The following is a 21,079-nucleotide window of genomic DNA, read 5'->3' as shown; positions in this document are numbered from 1 at the left end:
AAGCAATGCAGGCCTTTGTTCTTAAGAACGACTAACGTTTGAACAAATGAAAACCAGAAAATCAATCCATCTGATAAACTATAGCATTGATATTCATTCCCGCCCCAACAGAAGCCAGAACAATGATGTCTCCTTTATCTATGTGATGATCCTCCACCTTGCCACGCAGAACCAGATCCAAGAGTGTAGGTACGGTCGCAACGGAACTATTCCCTAGCTGTGATATCGTCATAGGCATAATATCTTCTGAAATTCCGTCGCAATTGTACAACTTTGCCAGGCGCTGTAAAATAGCAGCATCCATTTTGGCGTTGGCCTGGTGAATAAGGACCTTTGCGACCTCATCAAAACTGATGTTCGCCTTTTCAAGACTTGTTTTTACCAAGTTGGGGACGTGAGTAAGTGCATACTGGTAAAGTTTACGTCCATTCATCTTCATATAAAGTGAATCGTTGTTGTCAGGATTATATGAAGAATCCATCTTCAAATAATAGGCCTGTTCTTCGGTATCTGTACGTGCGGAATGACTGAGTATCCCAACCGGAGTATTACTTTCCCTTCCCTCTAGAACTGCGGCCCCTGCCCCATCGGAGTAAATCATGCTGTCCCGGTCATGCGGATCGCAAACTCGTGAAAGCGTTTCTGTTCCAATAACAAGGCCGGCCGATACATCCCCGCTGCGAAGATAGTAGTTGCATTGGATGAGTCCCTGAACCCAGCCCGGGCAACCAAAAGGCAGATCGTAGGCTACGCAATATGGATTTTTTATTCCCAGTTTGTGTTTGACCCTGGACGCCAGACTCGGCACCATATCTACCCGTGGATTATCGGCCCGGACATCACCAAAGTTATGTGCCACAATAATGTAATCCAGTTTCTCAGGATCCAGGTCCGCCGACGCAAGAGCTTGCTCACCGGCTTCTGCTCCCATATCCGAGGCCAGCACATTATCATCGGCATACCGCCGCTCCTCTATACCGGTGATTTCTGCAAATTTTTGAATGGTCTCCTCATTATCCTTGTCTAAGGGTGTACCATCGTTATTCAAAAAAGTATTCTCCAAAAAATCAGTGTTGGAAACCCGGCGGCTGGGGATGTAGGATCCGGTTCCCGTGATAACAGAGCATTTCTTGTTTTCCATAGTTCTAAACTTTGCGATATTATGACCGGTGCTTATCTAATACAAATCGCCTTAATTCTTTCGTTGCTTTTCGATAGATTGTGCCCTACTGCTTTTCAATATAAAACATAGAACCAGCCCTGAAATAAAGCCTAATGCTCCGGTCAAAAAAAGCAACACGACCAGTGACATTTCTGTGGTAAAACCAAGAAAATGTGCCTGAACAGATGCTGTATTTTGTACTACAAGCAATACCAAGACCAGACTCAGAACCAAAAAAATCGCCAACTTTAATTTTTTCATAGTATACTCCCTATTTCCGATAGCAGGGTATATAACTGCCTGCCAGTACATTACCTATATGAACTTAAGTTAGATAGAATATAGGAAAGAGCAAACAAAACTGTATCCTACTAAAACGGTTGTTCTGGAATTAAATCTTTATGCGGGACTTGAACAACTATTGCGCTAGAGCTGAAATTTCAAACATATCCAGTAAGTGCCTGATTATCTGAGTGTGGTAGTACTCAAGGATTCTATACACATGGTTAAAATGGGTAACAGACAAAGCACAATTAAAGTATTCTAAATTGTTAATATTGCGTTTCAGTAATGTGTTTAGCGTTATATTTTTAACAAATTAAAAAAAAATCGAACTTACGTTAGACTACAATAACTGTTGCGCCTCTGTCTGTTGTATAACCCCTTGCTGAATATCTCGGGGCACTTCTCCATAATGCGAGAACGTACGCATATACCCTGCACTCCCCTGTGTTATGGACTTAAGGCGTGTTGCGTAGTGGTCCAGCTCTTCAAGCGGAACCTGGGCCTTGATCTTTTGGATTGATCCCTCGGAATCCATGCCCAAAATTTGTCCCCGACGGGTACTGATGTCGCTCATCACATCGCCCATATAGTCGGCAGGGACGGTTACCTCTATCGTATAAATGGGCTCCATCAGTTTGGGGGCGGCCTCCATAAAACCCTGTTTGAACGCCATCAGGCCAGCTGTACGAAAGGCCGCATCATTGGAATCCACTGAATGCATGGATCCGTCATAAACTGAAACCCTCACATCCCGGACGCGGCATTCACTCAGCGGACCATTTTCCATTTTCTCCATGATGCCCTTTAAAATGGCCGGCATAAAACGATTGTCAATAACCCCACCGACGATGCAATTCCTGAAAATAAGCTTCCCTCCCCAATCCAGATCTATCTCCTGTGTATCCCGGACTTTGAGGTCACTGTGTTCCGGCATATGCTCGCGCAGGGGTTCAATCAGCAGTGATACTTGGGCAAATTGTCCTGCGCCGCCCGACTGCTTTTTATGCTTGTAGTGAGCCCGGACAGCTTTGGTGATCGTCTCTCGATAGGGAATGCGCGGCTGAACAAAATCAAACTCAAGGTTATAGCGATTTCGAAGCGCATACTCGATGACCGCCAGGTGCTCTTCACCCTGCCCATGGATAATTACCTGTTTCAGTTCCTGGCTGTGCTCTACTTGCAGAGAAGGATCCTCGCGCTGCAGCTGATGCAATGCCGTCCCCAGTTTATCCTCCTCCCCCTCTCTTCTCAATTTAATGGCCGTCCTTATGATCGGTTCAGGAAAATGGATGGGCTCTATATCAATATCTTCCCCCTTGATATGCAAAATATCATTAACATTGGTGTCTTTCAGCTTCACAGCGGCCCCGATATCGCCCGTATTAACCTTGGCAATTTCATTCCGTTTGGGACCATTCACCAGGTACAAGCTTGAGAGTCGGACCGTATTGCCGGTAGAGTGATTAAGCAAATCCATGCCTGGTGAAGGCGTTCCGCCATATACCTTAAAATAAAGCAGATCACCAACATGCGATTCCGAGCTGTCTTTAAAGACAAACATGAGTGGATCTCCTTCGGTCTTGAGCTTGACTTCCTTACCTTCCGTGGTGCGTGGCGGATTTGCTTCCAGTGGATTCGGGGTCACATTACCAATAAATCCCATGACCCGCCCCGTGCCCATATTCCGCTCCGCACAACAACAAAACAGGGGAAAAATATCCCGGTTGAGCAGTCCCTGTTGTAATCCTTCTCGCATTTGACTTTCCGTTAACATGCCCTGCTCAAAATACACATCCAGCAACACTTCATCATTTTCTGCCACCGACTCCACCAATTCATTGTGCAACAGCTCAGCCTGTGCTTTATGAGAATCCGGGATGGGCAGCTTGTCGGGTTTGCCTCCATCCTTAGGAAACTCATACATCGTCATCTTCAGAACATCAATGATAGCATGGAAATCCTCCCCCTCGCTGTAAGGATACTGGACGACCACCACTCCCCGCCCAAACCGCTCTTTGGCCATATCCACGGACTGCTGAAACTTTGCCTGGCTGCTGTCCGGCTTATTTACAATCAACAACGATGGAATATTATATTTTTGGGTATACTGCCAGTATCGTTCCGTGCCTACTTCAATGCCATATTCTGCATTCAGTGTTACAATGGCGGTATCTGCTACGCGCAGTGCTCCTACCACCTCCCCCACATAATCAGCGGTACCGGGCGTATCGATCAGGTTAATTTTATTGCCCCGCCAATCCAAGTTCAACATGGTACTGAATACGGATTTGCCTTTTTCATGCTCAATTTCATGATAGTCGGAGGAGGTTGATCGCTTTACTACAGAACCCCGGCGTTTCTTCGAGCCCGACTCAAAAAGCATCGTTTCAGCCAGTGTTGTTTTTCCTGTTCCCGCATGCCCTAAAAGAACCACATTTCGGATATTTGATGTTGGATAGACTTTCATAAATTACCTCCTCTTTTAGATATAAGATGTACCGGGGGTAGGCTGTCATTAATAAATGGCCGTGGCAGATCAGATATTTGAAAATGGTATTGCACCATCACTCTCCCCATTTGGTTATATCGATAGACGACTTTTGCAAAACCGGACTTGTCATCCTGAATCATTTGCTGAACTTATTTCAGGATCTCCTTTGAAAGGCTGCAAAAAGTTATTGAGATTCTGAAACAAGTTCAGAATGACAAGATATGTTATAGTTTTGCAAAATTCCTTACAGTAGGTAAGTAATACAAAAAAAGAGTTGAACTCAATACTTTGTTCTAAATTTAGTACCATTAGCTTGCATTCTTTACCCAATACTATTCCGTATGAAAAATATTTTGCTAATCCAGACCGGAGGCACCATTGCCATGGATTCCGGAGACGACCAAAAGCCGACGCTCAATGCCTCAAAGTGGGCCGACTTAATTGACGGAGCGCTCCCCGAACTTGCGGAGATAGCCAAAGTTGATACCCATAAACTCTTTATGGAAGACAGCTCCGACATCAATCGCAAACACTGGGTGGCGTTGGCTTCCTTTATCCACAAGCAGTACCAGAATTATGACGGCTTTGTGGTTCTGCACGGCACCGACACCATGGCCTATACCGCCTCGGCCCTGTCATTTGCGCTACAGAATACGCACAAGCCAATTATCCTGACCGGCAGTCAAGTACCCATGAGCAGCATCCGCAGTGATGCCCGCCGCAATCTCGTTAATGCCATTGAAATTGCCACCATGGATCTTCCGGAAATCGCTATCTGTTTTAACGACCATGTTTTTCGGGGCAACCGTTCCTCCAAAATTAGTATTGGCGACTTTGATGCTTTCGGATCCCCGAACTATCCTCCTCTGGCTGAAATCGGCCTGCACATCGAGCTGCAAAATCATCTTCAGGAACCATCCGGAGAGCTCAGACTTTCAACGGACTTTTCGGACCAACTCTTTTTGCTCAAAATTTATCCCAACCTGAATCCGGCTTTTTTGCAGGAGATACCACTGCAGGGCGTGCGCGCACTGGTCATTGAAGCCTTTGGCAGCGGTAACTTTCCGCTCAGCGGCGACTACAGCTTAATTCCATTTTTTAAGCAGTGCCTGGAGAATGATATCCTGCTCGTGTTCACCTCCCAGGCGGCCTATGATGCGGTGGACCTTTCCAACTATGAGAGTGGGCGCCAGGCCCTGCAGCTCGGGGCGCTGAGTGCCGGTGATATGACCACCGAAGCAACGCTCACAAAATTAATGTATCTTTTAGGCAATCATGCTGACAATAGTGTAGTAAGCAAAAAGTTTATCCAAAATATAGCCGGCGAACTGACCGAATAGTTATTTATGTATTTTATTTTTGATGTTGAAACCGTCCCCGATTTTGAATTTGTGCGTAATGTAATTGAAAATCCGGAAGAAGACGACGATGACCTTCTGATCCAGGCTAGTGAAGAGCTGGCACGAAACTCATCCGGATTTCTGCCGCCCATGTACCATCGGATGGTCTCCTGGGTAGGCCTCTGGATTGAAAATACCGGCTCTCCCAAGCAAAAAGTCTCCTGGCATGGAACCGATGAAAAAGAAGGGCTGGAAAAGATCTTTAATGCGCTGGGCACTTATAAGGATTTTGGACTCATCCACCACAATGGACGAGGTTTTGACCTGCCATTGCTAACCTATCGGGCTATGAAGCACGGCCTGCAGATGCCCCATCGGCTTAACCACTACGACATCAGATATCGTTATAGCAACGACAATGTTGACCTGCTGGATGAATTTAGCAATTACGGGGCCAGTTCGTGGCCAAAGCTCAAGCACCTCGGCTACCTTATTGATATTCCTTTTAAACAGACCGGTGAAGGCAATGAAGTACTGGCTATGTTTCGTCGCGATGAGCTACCCGAAATAGAGCACTATTGCTACGAAGATGTGATGGCGACCTACGTGGTCTGGCTGCATCTGAAATATACGGTGGGAGATATCAATAAAGAATTATTCGACAACCTCAACGAACGAGCTATGGGTAAACTGGAAGAAATTCAGGAAAGTGCTCCCTGAAGTCCCTTGCGCTGATCGTGTCGGTTTCGGTTCCCTGTGCTGGAACTGGAGCTTTTACAAAAAATTCCCAGCTCTGGTACGTTCTATATTACAGAACTAAAATGATGCATCTGTGTTCTTGGCGAGCAGTATGGACTTCACATAACATCTGCTATGCAGCGACCCTATGTGTATAAACAATCCTTATTCTTATATGCATATATACTATTTTACAACCTACACATAATATAGCTCCTTCTTTGGATATTATGTGTATCGTTTGTAATGATTTATTATTCGTATGAATAAGATTATAAAGGTGGCTTGATACTTGTTAAACACTTTGGTCATGGATATACCAGATTCACTTATAAAACAACATCAGAACTGGATTAATGCCGTCAATAACGAGAATATTGATGAATATGCCAATATTCTTGCCGAGGATGCTGTTTGGATTCCTCCTGGTCAACAACCCATCATCGGTCGAAAAGCGTTTAGGCAATGGCTTAAACCTTTTTTCGGTAAATTTTCCTATGATTTCTCGATCTCAGACGAACGATTTTTAGTATCTGGTAATTGGGCTTTTGAAAGAGCAAAATTTACTTCAAAAATGACTCCGAATAGCGGTGGTGACCCAATGGCTCATTCGGGGACTTTCACTGTACTCTGGAACCAAGACGATGAAGATAATTGGTTAATCAACCGCTATATTGACGATTCTAATATAAACTTCTAAAGGTCAGCCAGCTAACCCCTTCAAAGAGGAAAATATCAATCAATCTCGATGGACGGGGCAAGCTCTCCTCACCTACATCTGCATTTTATTATTTAAATACATCCTCATTTCGAACCTGTTAATAGCAACCGGTTTCAGTGATCGGGGTTGGATTAGCTGTCCATCAGGTCAGTTGGCCGTCCTCTTTCAGACAGGAACTGATAAAGTTACTGATGCTACTGACATTCTCTTCTTTTCAGTAATCAACAATGGGTAAGCTAAAAAAAGTACAGGGAGGGCACTAAAATGAAATATGGGAGATTAAGTAGTGAACCATGAGGTCGTTTCAACGACTTGTATTCATCGAAATACTAAAGCTCACAACTCACTACTCAACTCTCCATGAAATTAAATTTTGGTGCCGTCCGGTATGACTGATCGTTTAGGCACAATCACAATGCCATCCACTACGTGGTATTGGCCGTAGTCTCCATCTTCAAGATGATCACCGCCGGCAATGCGCACATCGTTACCAATCTTACAGTTCTTATCGATGATGGCATTACTAATAAAGCAGCGCTCGCCAATAGCCATGGGCGGTTCCTTATCATCCTCTGAGCGTTCCAGCTGCTCCCGCGACCGGAAGTAATCGTTCCCCATGATGATGGAATGCTCAATGGTTGTGCCCTTTCCGATACGTGATCGAATACCTATAACTGATCGCTCAATGCGACTGGCCTCAATCAGGCAGCCTTCAGCTAACAGGGAGTGGTCAAAGGTCGTTCCCGACAGCTTGGAGGCGGGCAGTAACCGGGCCCGGGTGTAAATGAAATCTTCATTGTCGTAAAGATTAAATTTAGGCAGGTCGTCGGTCAGTGCAATATTGGCCTTGAAAAATGATTTAACCGTCCCAATATCGGTCCAGTAGCCATCATATTCATAACTCTGCACTTTATAATCCGTCTCAATAGCTTTGGGGATAATCTCTTTTCCAAAGTCGGTTGAGTCTTCATACTTATCCAGCAATTCGGACAGTATCCCCTTCTTGAAGATATAGATCCCCATGGATGCCAGGTAGTGGCGCCCCTGCTCCTGAAATTTATCCGGCATTTCTGACTGCCACTTCTCCAGTTCTTCTTTATCGGGTTTTTCTACAAAACTTTCAATTTCTCCACCGTCGCTGGTCTTCATAATGCCAAAGCCCGTGGCGTCTTCGGCAACAACCGGGATGGTTGCGATAGTAAGGTCAGCATCATTCTCTTCATGCTTGGCCACCATTTTCCGGTAATCCATCTGGTACAGCTGATCGCCCGATAAGATAGCGATATGCTTGTGATCTTTATTGGCCATATGATGGATCGACTGCCGAACCGCATCGGCCGTCCCCTGGTACCAGTTTTTGCTTTTAGGAGTCTGCTCAGCAGCTAATATATCCACAAAACCACTGCTAAAGACATCGAAGTTGTAGGTATTCTTAATATGCCGATTTAGTGATGCCGAGTTAAACTGGGTCAACACATAAATACGGCGAATCCCTGAATTTAGACAGTTCGAAATAGGAATATCCACCAAGCGATATTTACCCGCAATAGGTACCGCCGGCTTAGATCTCATTTTTGTAAGTGGAAAAAGGCGTGTTCCTTGACCGCCTCCCAGAATAACAGCAATAGTTGATTGACGCATAGACATATAAGTAGATTATTTTTTAGCAGTTAGTTCTGTATATAGCTTAATATACTCTTTGGCCGAAGCATTCCAAGAAAAATCCAGATTCATTACTTTTTTCCGGATTTTCGTCATCTCTTTCCCGTCCTCGTACAAGTCAATGGCTCTTTGAATAGCATCGGCCGCCGCTTGCAATGAAAAATCAAAGAAGGTAATACCATAGCCATCTTCCGCTCCCAAGTCGACCACCGTATCGCGAAGGCCGCCCACGGTTCGGACAATGGGAACGGTTCCGTATCGCATGGAATACATCTGATTTAATCCACAGGGCTCTACCCGCGAGGGCATCATCATAAAGTCACTGCCGGCATAAATCTTATGAGCCAATGGTTCATTATAATCCAGGGCAGCATCAAAATATCCGACAAACCGGCTGCTCATTGCTTCGAACTGGTGGTGCAGATTTCGATCGCCCGTTCCCAATACAATAAAGTTTACACTCTGTGTTGATTCCAGGAATCTTCTGAAGAGGTCAGGCAACAGATCTGCTCCCTTTTCATAGGCCAATCGACCGATATACGAAATGGTGGGATATTGTGGATCCAACCCAAACCGATCACAAAGCTTTTTCTTATTTTTTCGCTTCCCCTCGGCCATTTTGGTTCGTGTATATGGATAGTCAATCATCGGATCTGTCTTAGGATCCCACACATCCGTATCGATGCCGTTAATAATACCTCGCGACTTTTCCTGTTCGGCCTTAAATAAGGATTCCAATCCATGGCTTTCACGGCTCAACTCATCCATATATGAAGGAGAAACCGTTGTAATCTCCCAACAGGTCTTAAGTCCGGCTGCCAGGCAATTGAGTTTACCGTCCCAATCAAGCAGGCCGATATCTTTGTGATCGTAACGTGGCAACAGGTATTTTTTCTCATGAGGATGCACCCCATGGTATTCCCCATTATGGACCGTCAGTACGGTGGGAATGTCCCGCATCCCCCGGTAGCGATCGCACTTGGTAAGCATGAAGGGAATCAGTCCCACATGATGATCGTGGCAGTGGATGACATCCGGCTTTTTGGAATCCGAAAAACTACTTAACCAGTCAAGGGCCGCAACCTGAAAGGCCGTAAACCGTTCAATTTCGTCTTGGTAGGGCGTTCCGCTCTGTGGCTCGGCATAAATACCGGGCCTGTTAAACCGGGTGGGAATATCCACCATATACAGAGGGAACCCGAGGGTGTCATCCTCTTCCCGTTGAATACTGTAGTTGTACTGCCAATCGCCGAGCGGAGCGTGATCTTCATAAATTGTTTTAAACTGATGATCCTCAATCCAGTCGTTGGCGTATTTAGGCATGATGACCGAAGCTGATACTCCTTCGTCAATCTGATATTTGGGCAAAGCTCCTACTACATCAGCAAGACCGCCTACCTTTGCTACGGGATAACATTCAGCACTTAGATGTACTATTTTCATAATTAAATACTCTTTTACACCTTGATAGCTGGCTATAAAGCCAAAAACCAGCTTTGATTATTAACTCTTGGGTTAAGACCAAATAATCAAAACTTTAAACTTCAGTCAAAATCTTTTTTAATTAAATAATTCCTTGTAACCTCAAGGGGTAGTTAATCGTACTTTCAACATGGATTTGAGCTTTAAAATTTTAACTTAGGGCCGAAATGAAAAGAAAAGAAAAGCAATTCAGCTAAATTGCCCAAGAAATTGATATTACGATATTGTAAAATTCAAATAATTACGTATGGCGGTCATATCAGTTAACGACATTAGTAAATCGTTTGGACAAACCAAAGCTGTTCAAAACGTAAGTTTTGAAGTACAAAAGGGGCGCATTTTTGGACTCCTGGGACCCAATGGGGCCGGGAAGACGACCACCATTCGAATGATTAACCACATCATTATTGCTGATGGAGGCGACATTACAATCAACGGCACCCACGTAAGTCCGGAGACCCAAAAGATGATCGGCTATATGCCCGAAGAACGGGGGCTCTATAAAAAAATGGCCGTTGGGGAGCAGCTTATTTACCTGGCTCGCCTAAAAGGGCTTTCCTTCCAGGAGGCCCGCCGTGCTACCCGGCACTGGCTCGAGCGTTTCAATGCCGCGGACTGGTTCCATAAGAAGGTAGGCGAACTTTCCAAGGGCATGTCCCAAAAAATACAGTTTATTGCCACGATTGCCCACGATCCGGATATCTATATTTTTGATGAGCCGTTTAGTGGGCTCGATCCCATCAACAGCGAGATGCTCAAAGAAATTGTCATCGAGCTGCGTGAGCAAGGAAAAACAGTGCTCTTTTCTACCCACCGCATGGAGCAAGTGGAACAGATGTGCGACGATATCTGTCTTTTCAACCATGGCAAAGCAGTCCTCAAGGGTAATTTACGCCAGATCAAGCATTCTTATGGCAAGAATACCATCAATATAGAATTTGAGGGTGACCACGGCTTTCTGGATCAGCTGGAAAATGTGCGTATTAACAACCGTTCCACCAATTTTGCTGAAATTCGTGTGCTTGACGGACAAGATACCCAAGAGATTCTCAAGACAGCGATGGATCATGCTGAAATTTATAAATTTGAGCGCGTAGAACCCTCGCTCACTGAAATCTTTATCTCTACCGTTGGTGAAGATAATATTAATCCAAACGAACTCGTCTAAACTATGAGTTTTCGTCAAATTTTGTTGGTACTCAAGCGGGAATATATGACCCGACTGCGATCGAAGGGATTTATTATTGCGACTATATTAATTCCGCTCGGCATGATCGGTTTTGTTGGGGTCATGGTGGGTATTGCCGTCTGGGATACGGATTCCGGACATACTATTGCCATCGTCGATCAGACGGAAACTATCTATCCCCGGTTAGAAAAATTAGCCGCAGATAAGTATGCGGATTATTTGGATGCCTCGGAAGATTCCCTGAAGTCCCTTGTGATGAGCGAACAAATTGATGGATATATCCTCTTATCCGAAGACCACATCAACCAGCAGGCCGAGCCTGAATTTGTATCCAGTGGCGCCGGGGGCTTAAGCCTGCAATCAAGTGTTCAAGCTGACCTCCGGTCGGCTATTCGAAGTGAGCGAATCAGCCGTGCCAACATTTCTACTGACGTCCAGAAAATTTATGAAAGCAGTGTGAGCTTAAACACTCGTAAACTAACGGCCGAAGGCGAAGAAACTGACGACAATACCGGCTTTTTAACCATTGTAGGTCTTGTGATGGGCGTGATCATTTTTGGTGCTGTATTGGGATATGGCGGTATGTTGACGCGCAGTATCATCGAAGAAAAAACCAATCGCATTATTGAGGTGATTACTTCTTCGGTCAAACCCATTGAGCTACTGTTGGGTAAGATGGGGGGCGTTGGGGCTCTTGCCATTTCTCAGATGGTTTTCTGGCTGGTCACCTTTTTTGCGCTTACCTCAGCTGCGGGACCTATTGCCGGCATGTTTTTGACGCCCGATATGGGTGCTGCTAATCCATCAGACGGAGCGCAGGGCTTTGACCCTTCAACCTTTACCCTGCCTGAAATTGAGCTCTCTCTCATCATCTTTTTTCTTGTTTTCTTTGTGTTGGGATATTTAATCTATAGCTCCCTGTTCGCCGCCGTCGGGGCCGCCGTTGATTCAGAAACCGATACCCAGCAATTTATGTTTCCGATCATGATTCCCATTATGATTGGCTACTTCATCATGTTCAGGGCCATGGAAAACCCCGACAGCACCCTCGCCGTTGTAGGATCCCTGGTACCCTTTTGCACGCCTATTGTGATGATTACTCGTATTGCTATTACCGATGTGCCCCTCTGGGAAATCGGACTCTCCATCCTGCTTATGATCGGAACGTTTGCCGGCACCATGTGGCTGAGCGCCAAAATTTATAGCGTAGGGATCCTCAGCTATGGTAGCAGCGCCAGCTTCAAGGAACTTTGGAAATGGATTCGTGAGGGATAGTCAACAAAAATAACACTAATCAAAATGTTAAGGGATAACATAATTATGAAAACATCAGCTTACCTTATATTTACCATAGCATTGGGATTTATCTTTGCCTCTTCTCAGGTCCAAGCTCAATCTCAAAAAACGAATGTTAGTGACTTTATTGGAACCTGGAACTATACCAGTCAAGAGGCTCCATATGCTTATCAAGAAGGTCAGTTTGTAATTACCCAAGAAGATGGAGCCCCTTCGGTTGACGTCCTCTTTTCCAATGGACAAGAAGTTGAGGGAGAAAACGTGAGAATTGAAAATCAGCAGTTAAAATTTGGCCTCTACGTAGAAACCGAATACGTTTCGATACAACTGGAGCGTAAAGAAGATAAAATTACCGGTCATGCCGACACCACGGATGACGTAATAGCACTTACAGCAATGAAGGAATCATAATTAATTTACTCCTTCATCAAAAATCGTATCAATAACCTGTCCGACCGGTTTTTTATTTTCATATTCTAAGCCCAACAGATAAGCCACTGTTTGGGCCACTTGGGTTTGGTACAGTTGGCCTTTTTCCACCTCTCCCAGCGCAGGCGAATCCGGACCAATAACTGCCAACCAGACTTCATCTGCGCCTTCCACATCTGAGCCGTGGTGCCGCCAGTTTTCTTTAGGCTCTGTGCCCCGCCCATGGTCAGTGGCAATAATAAAAGTCGTCTTGTTTTGATACTGAGGATCTGACTGTACATAATCCCAAAGTTCTCTAATGAAGCCATCCGTTTTGTGGGCCGACTCCAGATACGATTCAAAATCTCCGCCATGAGCAAAATCATCCGTTTCCCCATAGGCGATGTACGCCAGCCGGGGTTTATTCTTCTTGATATGCTCCAAAGCATAATAATGGGTAAAGGCATCCAGACGCAGATAGTCCCACGGACTGGGAATTTTGGGTAACAATTCGTTTAAGATCTGTTGCTTTTCTGTCAAATCAGACCCCTTCGCCTTTTCAAATCCCGCATTAACCGGCACATCACTTCGTTTTTCATTGATGATATAAGGAAAAACATCCCACGATCCGAAGGCGGCTACTTTTTCTTCAAAGCCGGGCTGATTCTCAATAAACTCAAGCACCGTTGTGTTTGGATTCCAGCGCTTGGCGTTACTGTCCACGCCTTTATCCACATAGCCCACTAAAATTTCGCTGTAACCGGGATAGGAAAACCAATAGGGATTCCTCACATTTATTTTGCTTCCTAACCTGCGGTTACCATACAGTTGCCCTTCTTTGGCAAGTGTGTTCCAGAAGAAAGGCATTAACTTCTCACGGCGCTCTTCGGGTCTATCTGCCCAAAACGCCTTCTTTAATTCTTTGGGATGGTCCACATACTCCTCATCACCGATAAGTGATCCATCGGCCCCTGTAAACACCTCCTGCCATCGGGTCCCATCCAGGGTAATCAGGAATACATTTTCCGTTTTCAGATCGGTTTGTCCATATGCCTGGCTGACAAATAACAATACAAATATTGATACAAAAAGCTTTTTCATGAGAATACTAAATTCAAAATAATTACGTATTTAAATACTTGAATATACCGCCGGCATCACACCATAAAAATAGCCGGAAGGCCCAGCGACAGAACATTCCGGCTATATATAGATGCCTTATTCGTTTAATCTTTCAAGATCCACATTTTACCATTCACGTCATCCTCTCCGCCAAACTGCCGATCCAGGGCTGCCTGCACATTTTCACGATTCTGGTCGAACTCATCACTGGGATACATCCAGCGATTGGGGATCTGGTCGGTTGGGGTATTTAAGTTGGAATTCGTGTTAATGGGAAACGCTGGATAACCTGTTCTTCGATACTCGAAGTATGGGTTCCAGGGCGACTGCATATAAAAGAGAATATACTTTTGGATTACAATCTGCTTAACCTGACTTTCAAGTGTTGTCGCAAAAGCCACCTCCGATGACTGAATATAGCTGCTAATATAGCTGTCCGTAATTGGCATGTTATGATGAAAACGGGAATCATCCGGGGTATGATCGGCCACAAATTCCATAGAGGCACGAATACCTTCGTTGTAGTAATTTTCGCCGGTTCCGGTAATCCATCCACGGGCAGCAGCCTCGGCCATGATAAAATTCAGTTGGCCATAGCTCAGTAAGAAGGTAGGCTCCCCTTCCGGGCGTTCCGAATATCGCAGGTTAATATTGGAGTAATCATTAGAAGATGCCACGGCTGTTATGTTAGCAAACTCTGAAGCCACGTCAACGCCTTTATAGGCATCCCAGTCGCTCACCGCCCGGCCCTGATCGATCTGTACCGGCGAAGGGGCCGTGTAGTAGAACAGGCGACGATCGCCCAGTTGCTTCAGGTTTTCGATCAGCAGATTACTTACCATAGGGTAAATAAGAAAATTGTTTCCTTCTTTGTACCAGGGATACTTCTGACCATCCTGATCGGAGTAAGTTAGCTGAAAGTTATCCGCATTACTCTCGAAAATAGGGCGATTATTAACAATGTCCTGGAAGCGTGCGGCCACATTTAAGTCGGCATCACCAGTCTTCTTGTGGAGGTTGATTAACACATGCAGCTGAAAGGAATTTGCCAATTTTCTCCATTGGGCTACGTCGCCACCGTAAATAGGATCGCCCTCGAAGTTTGTTCCTTCTGCAAACAGTTGTTCCGCTTGATCCAGCTCATTTAATACACCAAGAATTACCTCTTTTTGGGTATCATAAGAAGGCCTATAAATAGGCTCCTCATTTTCTCCCTGGATGGCTTCGCTATAGGGGATATCACCCATATACATGCTCATCCGAAAGAATTTAAAGGCTCTCACAAAATGACCGAGTGCCTGGTATGACTTTTTGACCTCCCCGTTGGGAGCAAAGCTCACCATCTGATCCACATTATTCAGTATCAACAGTCCGCCAAAGCTATCGCGGCCAAACTCGTTGTACTGATACCCCTCCAGCTTTTCGTTCCAGGCTATATACTTAGCCAACATATCATCCCGCAAAAAACCTTTGGTTCCCGATTGCTCGGAAATATCCAGGATCAGGTTGGTAGCCAGCATACCAGAAGTAACCTCGGTTGGTGCATTGGGGTTCGTATTGATAGAATTAAAGTCTGAGCAAGCCGATACCAACAACACGGTGACGAGCAGACCAACAAATGTACAATAGATTTGTTTCTTCATGGTGTAAGAGATTTAAATAATTAAAAAGTTAATCCAATATTGAAGCCGAAATAACGAATGGATGGAGAGTTAAGATCATCGTTATCCCGATCAGGATCGGCAAAGCGGAACTCCTTGGTCCAGAGAAATAGATTCTGTCCCGTCACGGCTACAAACGCACTTTTGGCCCCAAGTTTGCCCACAAAATCTTTAGGTACATTATACTTTAATGAAAGTTCTCTAAGCTTAAAGAACGTTTCTTCTTTGATATCCTGGCGCCCCCGGGCCCAGTCACGAATATATGATTCGTAGGATACCACCCGACCATTAGTTTCAAATTGCCGGTTATCCTCAATAATACGCCCATATTGGTCGCGCTCTACATCACCAGACACGACCACTACGCCGTCGCCACTGAAGGTTAGGTTGTCATTGACCACTTCCTCGTAGCGATACTGGTTATCGGTATCGGGATGGGCGCCGGTATGCCACAAGTCGCCTTCCGTACGATTCCTGATTAACGCGCCAACACGCCCGTCAAGGCTCACACTCAAAGCGAAATTTTTGTAGTTGAACGTATTACTCAATCCCCAGATCCAATCGGGATTCAAGTATCCGATGCGGCTCAGATAATCGCTTTCTACCGGAAATCCGTTCTGGTGAATGATATTCCCATTGGGATCCCTTTGCCAGTCGTAGGTGGTGTAGGCATCGGTACGTTCGCCGACTTTGACCCAGTATCGATCGGGAGAATACTCCGGATCTAACTTTTCGTAGTACTGCTTGGTTGTAGACCAGTTGGCGGTCAGATCCCAATTGAAGTCTTCCGTTCTTACCGGCGTAGTGCCCAGCGTAACCTCCCAGCCCCGACGCACATATTCCTCATCAATATTTATTAACCGGCTGGAGAAGCCAGAGGCCGTTGAAAGACCAGCATTAGCTTGTACATTATAGGTGTACTTGTTGTAATACGTAACATTCAGTCGCAACCGGTTTGCCAGCAGGTCGATATCCGTACCGATCTCATAGGTGCGATCGGTCTCGGGCTCAACATCTGCCCCGCGAATGTTATTCGGATAGTCAGCGGAGTTTAAATCATTCCATACGCCCGTAGTAGTAGAAAACACGCGGTTCGTCGCATAAACGCCCAAATCGTCTTTTGAGATGGTCCAGGAACCCCGCAGTTTCCAGTAGTTAAGCCAGCTGGGTAATTCTGCTATTTCGGACAGAACTACACTTAATCCTGTAGAAGGATAGAAGTAAGACCGCGTTGACTTCGGCAAAGTAGAGCTCCAGTCGTTACGGCCCGTGATATCCAGAAATACTTTATCCTGATAACCAACCGACGCCTTACCATACAAGCTGTTAACTTGTTTACGATGATCTGAGCTCCAAACATCAGGACTTTCAACCGAGCTGCCCAATGAATAAAAGCCGGGTATGGAAAGGCCGTTCTTAGTGCTGGCACCCAGATTTTCATCCTGATAATAGTAGATTGATCCACCAAGTAGCCCATCTACACTGATATCTCCGAACTGCTTATCTAAATTCAGCATCAAATCATTATTAAGGCTATATCCGTTATCGCGATCCGTTTGATACATGCCATTAGGTCCCCAACCGCGGGTAGAGTTAATGTTGGGCGGATTTCGCCTCATATTCTCATTAACATAATAATCCAGTCCGCTTCGCAGTTGCAATTCAGCTCCGTCAAACAGTTCATACTTAGCCGTCAGGTAGCCATTAAAGGTATTTTCGTCTACGCTGTGCAGCTTTTCATTCGCCATCATATAAGGATTGTCATACCATCCGCTATAATGCCAATTCTGCTGAACATCTTCTTCAATCCAGTAATTTTTATAGTTACTGAGGTTGTACTCCGGACCAGTCCAGACCAGAATATTGTAGATGTAGCCCTGCGATCCATATCCATGACCGGCAATCTGGGGCGAGGTACGCTTGTTATAACTAAAACTGCCATCAAAACTAAACTTCTCGCCCAACTGCATTTTGCCACCCAGCGAATAGGTAAACATGTTCAACTTGCTATTCGGGTATTGGCCTTTATTATTAACGTGTGTAAAAGATGTTCGGATACTTCCATTCTCCCAGCTTCGCGACACGTTGATGTTATTATTAGTAATAATACTGGGCTGTAAGAAGTTGCTAAAGTTATTCTTGCCCCGGGATGTTAGCTCCATTTCGCGGTATTCCTGGGCAACAGGATCCCATTGTTCAGCTGTAGTCCCAACATCCAGTTTTGCTCCCCATACATAATCATTGGTATTATAGTTGCCATTATACCCTGAGCTGTAGGAGTTTTGGACTTCAGGCTTAGCCAGATAACCTGAAAAAACCATATTATTACTATTCACGGATACGGAAAGTCCCTCTTGGCCACTCCCCTTTTTGGTCGTAATAATAATAGCCCCGCTACCTCCCCGAGCACCGTAAAGCGCGGAAGCGGTAGCTCCTTTAAGTACATCTATGCTTTCTATATCATCCGAACTGACATCACGCAGACTCATATTCCCATAAGGAACGCCGTCTATGACCAACAAGGGTGATTCTCCCCGCAATGTTATCGATGGTTCGTCAAAAAATTCGGTGCTGTTTTCTACTTTTAAACCCGCTACCTTACCGGTAAGAGAGGTTCCAAGATCTACACCTTTAACTTCCTGAACTTCATTGCCACCGATTTTCTGTACTGAATAACCCAGTTGTTTTTTATCTTTTTCTACTCCCAAGGCAGTCACCACTACCTCCGATCCACTTATAGCTTTCAGTTGCATGCTAACGTTTATTTCGCTTCGTCCAGTGATAGGAACTTGCTGGGTTTGAAAACCGATAAACGAAAATATGAGTGTATCTGACAAGCTGGGGACCGTTAAGCTGTATCGGCCGTCAGCATTGGTTGAGGTTCCACGGGTCGTTCCCTTTAACAGGATATTCACCCCGGGCAGCGCCTCTCCGCCCTGATCGGTCACCATTCCCTCAACAGTTTCCTGCTGTATCGTTTGCCGATCTTTCACTTCCCCCTCTCGCCCCTCTCTGAGGTGAATACTATGATTTAAAATCTGATAATTCAGACCAGTCTGGACCCTCATTATAGATAAGAGATCTTTAATCTTCTGTTCACCCGCACTGACTCTAAAAGTCGATTCTGTTTCTATCTGGTTCCAATCAAAAGAAAAGCGATAATCTGTCTGCCTTTCAACTATTTCTACCATTTGATGGATAGAAATCTTCTCTTTATCCAAATAAACCAAGGATGCATTTTGAATAGCTGCAACTTCTTGCTGAGCTTTTGCAACTGAAACAAGACCGATAGCCAACACGAGCAAGACGACAACTCTTTGCACCGTTCTTTTACTTATTGAAAACCACTTCTTCAGTAATTTTTTATTCATGTCCAACCAGTTTTAAGTTCTGAATGGCTCATCAGCATTACCCAATTTAATACGCTCTTGAACCATTCGATTCCTATTCTTTGGAATCCCTTTACGGGCGTTCCAGGTATAAGTACACACAGCAACCGGGTAGCACCATCTCTTTTTTTGAACTTTTTATCGTTGGCCTATTGGAAAGGAAGTAACAGCTCAGCCTATAGATTTATGACCCCTATATAGAAATCAGAAACAGATTTTTTTCATTGATGAATAGAAGAAGGGAGAAAATTTAAAAAGTAATTGTAACTGTCTGATTCTCAATTTGATAGGTGAAATTTTTCACATAACTGATACCTTTGAGGACATCTTCAAGAGACTCATCTTTAAAAATACCACGATATTTCCACTGCTGGTCAACCGATTTCTCACGATTTTCAACCTTAATAGTAACACCGTACCAGCGTTCAATACGGGTAATTATTTCATCTTTACCGGCATTTTCAAAGACCAGGACTCCCTCTGTCCATCCCAGCCGTATCCCGGTATCAAACCGTGTTTGCTCAAGGGTATTATTTCTTTTGTCAAGCACTACAGCCTCTCCAGGAGCCAGGACGTACGATGTCGCCTCACGAGTAGTGTCGCTGGGTTGAACCTTAAGTTTGCCGGTGACCAGCGAAACATCCGACTGTTGATCGTTATCATAGCTTCTCACGTTAAAAGAAGTTCCCAAGACGGTAGTAGAAAGGTTTTTTGTCTGTACAATAAAAGGACGCGCGGAATCCTCTTTGACTTTAAAAAAGGCTTCGCCCGACAAAACGACTTCACGCTTTTTGACCGAAAATTGCTCCGGAAAGGTGATACTGCTTCCTGCGTTAAGATGTATTTCCGTTCCATCTGCCAGGGTCAACATTTTCTTTTGGCCCATTTCAGCTATTTTAGTGATCTGTTCTTTTTCCTTTCCGGGCTGCCAATCACCGGCTCCTCTAAACGAAAAGATTCCTACCACAATTAAAATTGCGGCGACGCTGCCCCATATTAATAAGCTCTGGCCCTGCTGGTGTAAGGTTTTGACAGGTTTTTTTTCAGCAACGTTCTGTTTGGCATCCGATGTATCTATTTCTTGATGAATATTCCGCAATATTTGCTCTGGATTATGCGACACAAAATCTGACTCATCGATCTGATCCCATAATTCTTCCAGGGACTGTATTTTTTGAGGATTCAATTTCTGGGTATCAAACCACTCCAATACCTTTTGCACTTCGGCTTCCGAAGCCTTGTTATTGAAAAATTTTTCGAGAATTCTCTTGTTCATCAACTATAATTTTAGACCGTTCAAACTGATCTTTTTCTTTAATACACATGAAGAGTCTTTATCACCATCTCTGAAGAATAGAAAATTTGCGCCATTGATGTAAAGCTGCATTGTACCTACAGAGATAAGCTTTAAATCTTATTTATTAAACAAACCACATAACAACAAGAAAAACATTCATTATTCCATGACTTGATAAGTAAGACCTTAGCAATTTTAATGCTTTATTGATATGGTTTTCGATATTACTGACCGACGTTCCCGTCAAGTCGGCGATTTCTTTATTAGACAATCCGTTGAGTCTACTTAACGTAAAAACCTCTTTTCTACGGGCAGGCAATCGTTCAATAGCTTCCTTTACGCACCCCCATGTTTCTTGGTATTGAAGAGATTCGGCAGTTTCATTATTCTGCTTTTGTTTTCTATCCAGCTGATTCTTCAAGTAATTTTCATAGGCATACGCATACGTTTTATCCCGGGCCCTATTGTAAATATTATGCCGGGCAATGGTAAAAAGAAAGGACTCAAAATTTTTATTTTCATCTATGGTCCTCCGCTTCTCCCATATTTTCAGAAAAGTCTCTTGTACTACTTCTTCAGCTTCTTTATGCGATTGAGTCAATTTATAGCAAAAGGCATATAGTTTATTCTCATATTTTCTGAATAAACTATCAAAAGCTTTTTTATTACTCTTTTTCAGTTTCTTTACCAGAAAAGCTTCTTCCACTACACCCATACAGAATTATGCCCTCACCATGATTTAACTAAATGTCTAAGCCCTTCACAAATTATCCCATCTTTTGAAAACTTATACAATCAGCATATAATCTTTAAAAAAGAAACAAAATATCAAAATT

At 44.4% G+C, this 21,079-nt stretch carries 16 protein-coding genes; 6 read left to right on the top strand and 10 right to left on the bottom strand.

Annotation, left to right across the window (positions count from 1 at the left end; all coding sequences use genetic code 11):
• Positions 1 to 61: 61 nt before the first annotated feature.
• The 3 genes from J6I44_RS07245 to J6I44_RS07235 all read right to left on the bottom strand — a co-directional run bounded on the left by J6I44_RS07245 (position 62) and on the right by J6I44_RS07235 (position 3,914).
• Entirely contained in the window at positions 62 to 1,141 is a 1,080-nt protein-coding gene (locus tag J6I44_RS07245) for a 3-oxoacyl-ACP synthase III family protein (RefSeq protein ID WP_265765374.1), read from the bottom strand.
• A 51-nt stretch (positions 1,142 to 1,192) separates the two neighbouring features.
• Positions 1,193 to 1,423 carry a LapA family protein gene (locus J6I44_RS07240; RefSeq protein WP_265765373.1) on the bottom strand — a complete coding sequence of 77 codons (231 nt, stop codon included), beginning with the start codon at positions 1,421 to 1,423 and terminating at the stop codon, positions 1,193 to 1,195.
• A 364-nt stretch (positions 1,424 to 1,787) separates the two neighbouring features.
• Entirely contained in the window at positions 1,788 to 3,914 is a 2,127-nt protein-coding gene (locus tag J6I44_RS07235; RefSeq protein WP_265765372.1) for an elongation factor G, read from the bottom strand.
• Between the two features lie 365 nt (positions 3,915 to 4,279).
• Here J6I44_RS07235 and J6I44_RS07230 point away from each other — a divergent pair, with 365 nt between their 5' ends.
• The 3 genes from J6I44_RS07230 (at position 4,280) to J6I44_RS07220 (ending at position 6,716) form a co-directional block, all read left to right on the top strand.
• A complete protein-coding gene (locus J6I44_RS07230; protein ID WP_265765371.1) occupies positions 4,280 to 5,278 on the top strand; it encodes an asparaginase in 999 nt (332 codons plus the stop codon).
• A gap of 6 nt (positions 5,279 to 5,284) precedes the next feature.
• Entirely contained in the window at positions 5,285 to 5,998 is a 714-nt protein-coding gene (locus J6I44_RS07225; protein ID WP_265765370.1) for a 3'-5' exonuclease family protein, read from the top strand.
• A 328-nt stretch (positions 5,999 to 6,326) separates the two neighbouring features.
• The gene (locus J6I44_RS07220; RefSeq protein WP_265765369.1) at positions 6,327 to 6,716 is read left to right on the top strand and encodes a YybH family protein; all 390 of its coding nucleotides are present in this window, start codon (positions 6,327 to 6,329) and stop codon (positions 6,714 to 6,716) included.
• A 387-nt stretch (positions 6,717 to 7,103) separates the two neighbouring features.
• Here the strand turns inward: J6I44_RS07220 and J6I44_RS07215 are convergent, their stop codons facing one another.
• A complete protein-coding gene (locus tag J6I44_RS07215) occupies positions 7,104 to 8,378 on the bottom strand; it encodes a glucose-1-phosphate adenylyltransferase (protein WP_265765368.1) in 1,275 nt (424 codons plus the stop codon).
• 15 nt (positions 8,379 to 8,393) lie between these two features.
• Positions 8,394 to 9,842: a glycogen synthase gene (locus tag J6I44_RS07210; protein ID WP_265765367.1), complete on the bottom strand. Its 1,449-nt coding sequence runs from the start codon at positions 9,840 to 9,842 to the stop codon at positions 8,394 to 8,396.
• Between the two features lie 286 nt (positions 9,843 to 10,128).
• Between J6I44_RS07210 and J6I44_RS07205 the strand changes: the two genes are divergently transcribed.
• Genes J6I44_RS07205 through J6I44_RS07195 form a run of 3 tightly spaced genes read left to right on the top strand, consistent with a single transcriptional unit; the run spans position 10,129 to position 12,777 of the window.
• Positions 10,129 to 11,049 carry an ABC transporter ATP-binding protein gene (locus J6I44_RS07205; RefSeq protein WP_265765366.1) on the top strand — a complete coding sequence of 307 codons (921 nt, stop codon included), beginning with the start codon at positions 10,129 to 10,131 and terminating at the stop codon, positions 11,047 to 11,049.
• A gap of 3 nt (positions 11,050 to 11,052) precedes the next feature.
• The gene (locus J6I44_RS07200) at positions 11,053 to 12,345 is read left to right on the top strand and encodes an ABC transporter permease (RefSeq protein ID WP_265765365.1); all 1,293 of its coding nucleotides are present in this window, start codon (positions 11,053 to 11,055) and stop codon (positions 12,343 to 12,345) included.
• 45 nt (positions 12,346 to 12,390) lie between these two features.
• Positions 12,391 to 12,777, top strand: coding sequence for a hypothetical protein (locus J6I44_RS07195; protein ID WP_265765364.1), 387 nt, complete (start codon positions 12,391 to 12,393; stop codon positions 12,775 to 12,777).
• Here J6I44_RS07195 and J6I44_RS07190 read toward each other — a convergent pair whose 3' ends face one another.
• From J6I44_RS07190 to J6I44_RS07170, 5 genes are all read right to left on the bottom strand, one after another.
• Positions 12,778 to 13,875 (bottom strand): alkaline phosphatase family protein, encoded by a 1,098-nt coding sequence (locus J6I44_RS07190; protein WP_265765363.1) that lies wholly within the window; start codon positions 13,873 to 13,875, stop codon positions 12,778 to 12,780.
• Between the two features lie 125 nt (positions 13,876 to 14,000).
• A complete protein-coding gene (locus J6I44_RS07185; protein ID WP_265765362.1) occupies positions 14,001 to 15,539 on the bottom strand; it encodes a SusD/RagB family nutrient-binding outer membrane lipoprotein in 1,539 nt (512 codons plus the stop codon).
• 20 nt (positions 15,540 to 15,559) lie between these two features.
• Positions 15,560 to 18,928: a SusC/RagA family TonB-linked outer membrane protein gene (locus J6I44_RS07180; protein ID WP_265765361.1), complete on the bottom strand. Its 3,369-nt coding sequence runs from the start codon at positions 18,926 to 18,928 to the stop codon at positions 15,560 to 15,562.
• A gap of 268 nt (positions 18,929 to 19,196) precedes the next feature.
• Positions 19,197 to 20,222: a FecR family protein gene (locus J6I44_RS07175; protein ID WP_265765360.1), complete on the bottom strand. Its 1,026-nt coding sequence runs from the start codon at positions 20,220 to 20,222 to the stop codon at positions 19,197 to 19,199.
• Between the two features lie 145 nt (positions 20,223 to 20,367).
• Positions 20,368 to 20,958, bottom strand: a complete 591-nt coding sequence (locus J6I44_RS07170) for an RNA polymerase sigma factor (RefSeq protein WP_265765359.1) — start codon at positions 20,956 to 20,958, stop codon at positions 20,368 to 20,370.
• Positions 20,959 to 21,079: the final 121 nt, after the last annotated feature.

Source organism: Fodinibius salsisoli (assembly GCF_026229185.1).
In the GTDB taxonomy this organism is placed as follows: Bacteria; Bacteroidota; Rhodothermia; order Balneolales; family Balneolaceae; genus Fodinibius; species Fodinibius salsisoli.
The sequence above is the reverse complement of the archived record's forward strand: the minus strand, read 5'-3'. Positions and strand labels throughout refer to the sequence as shown.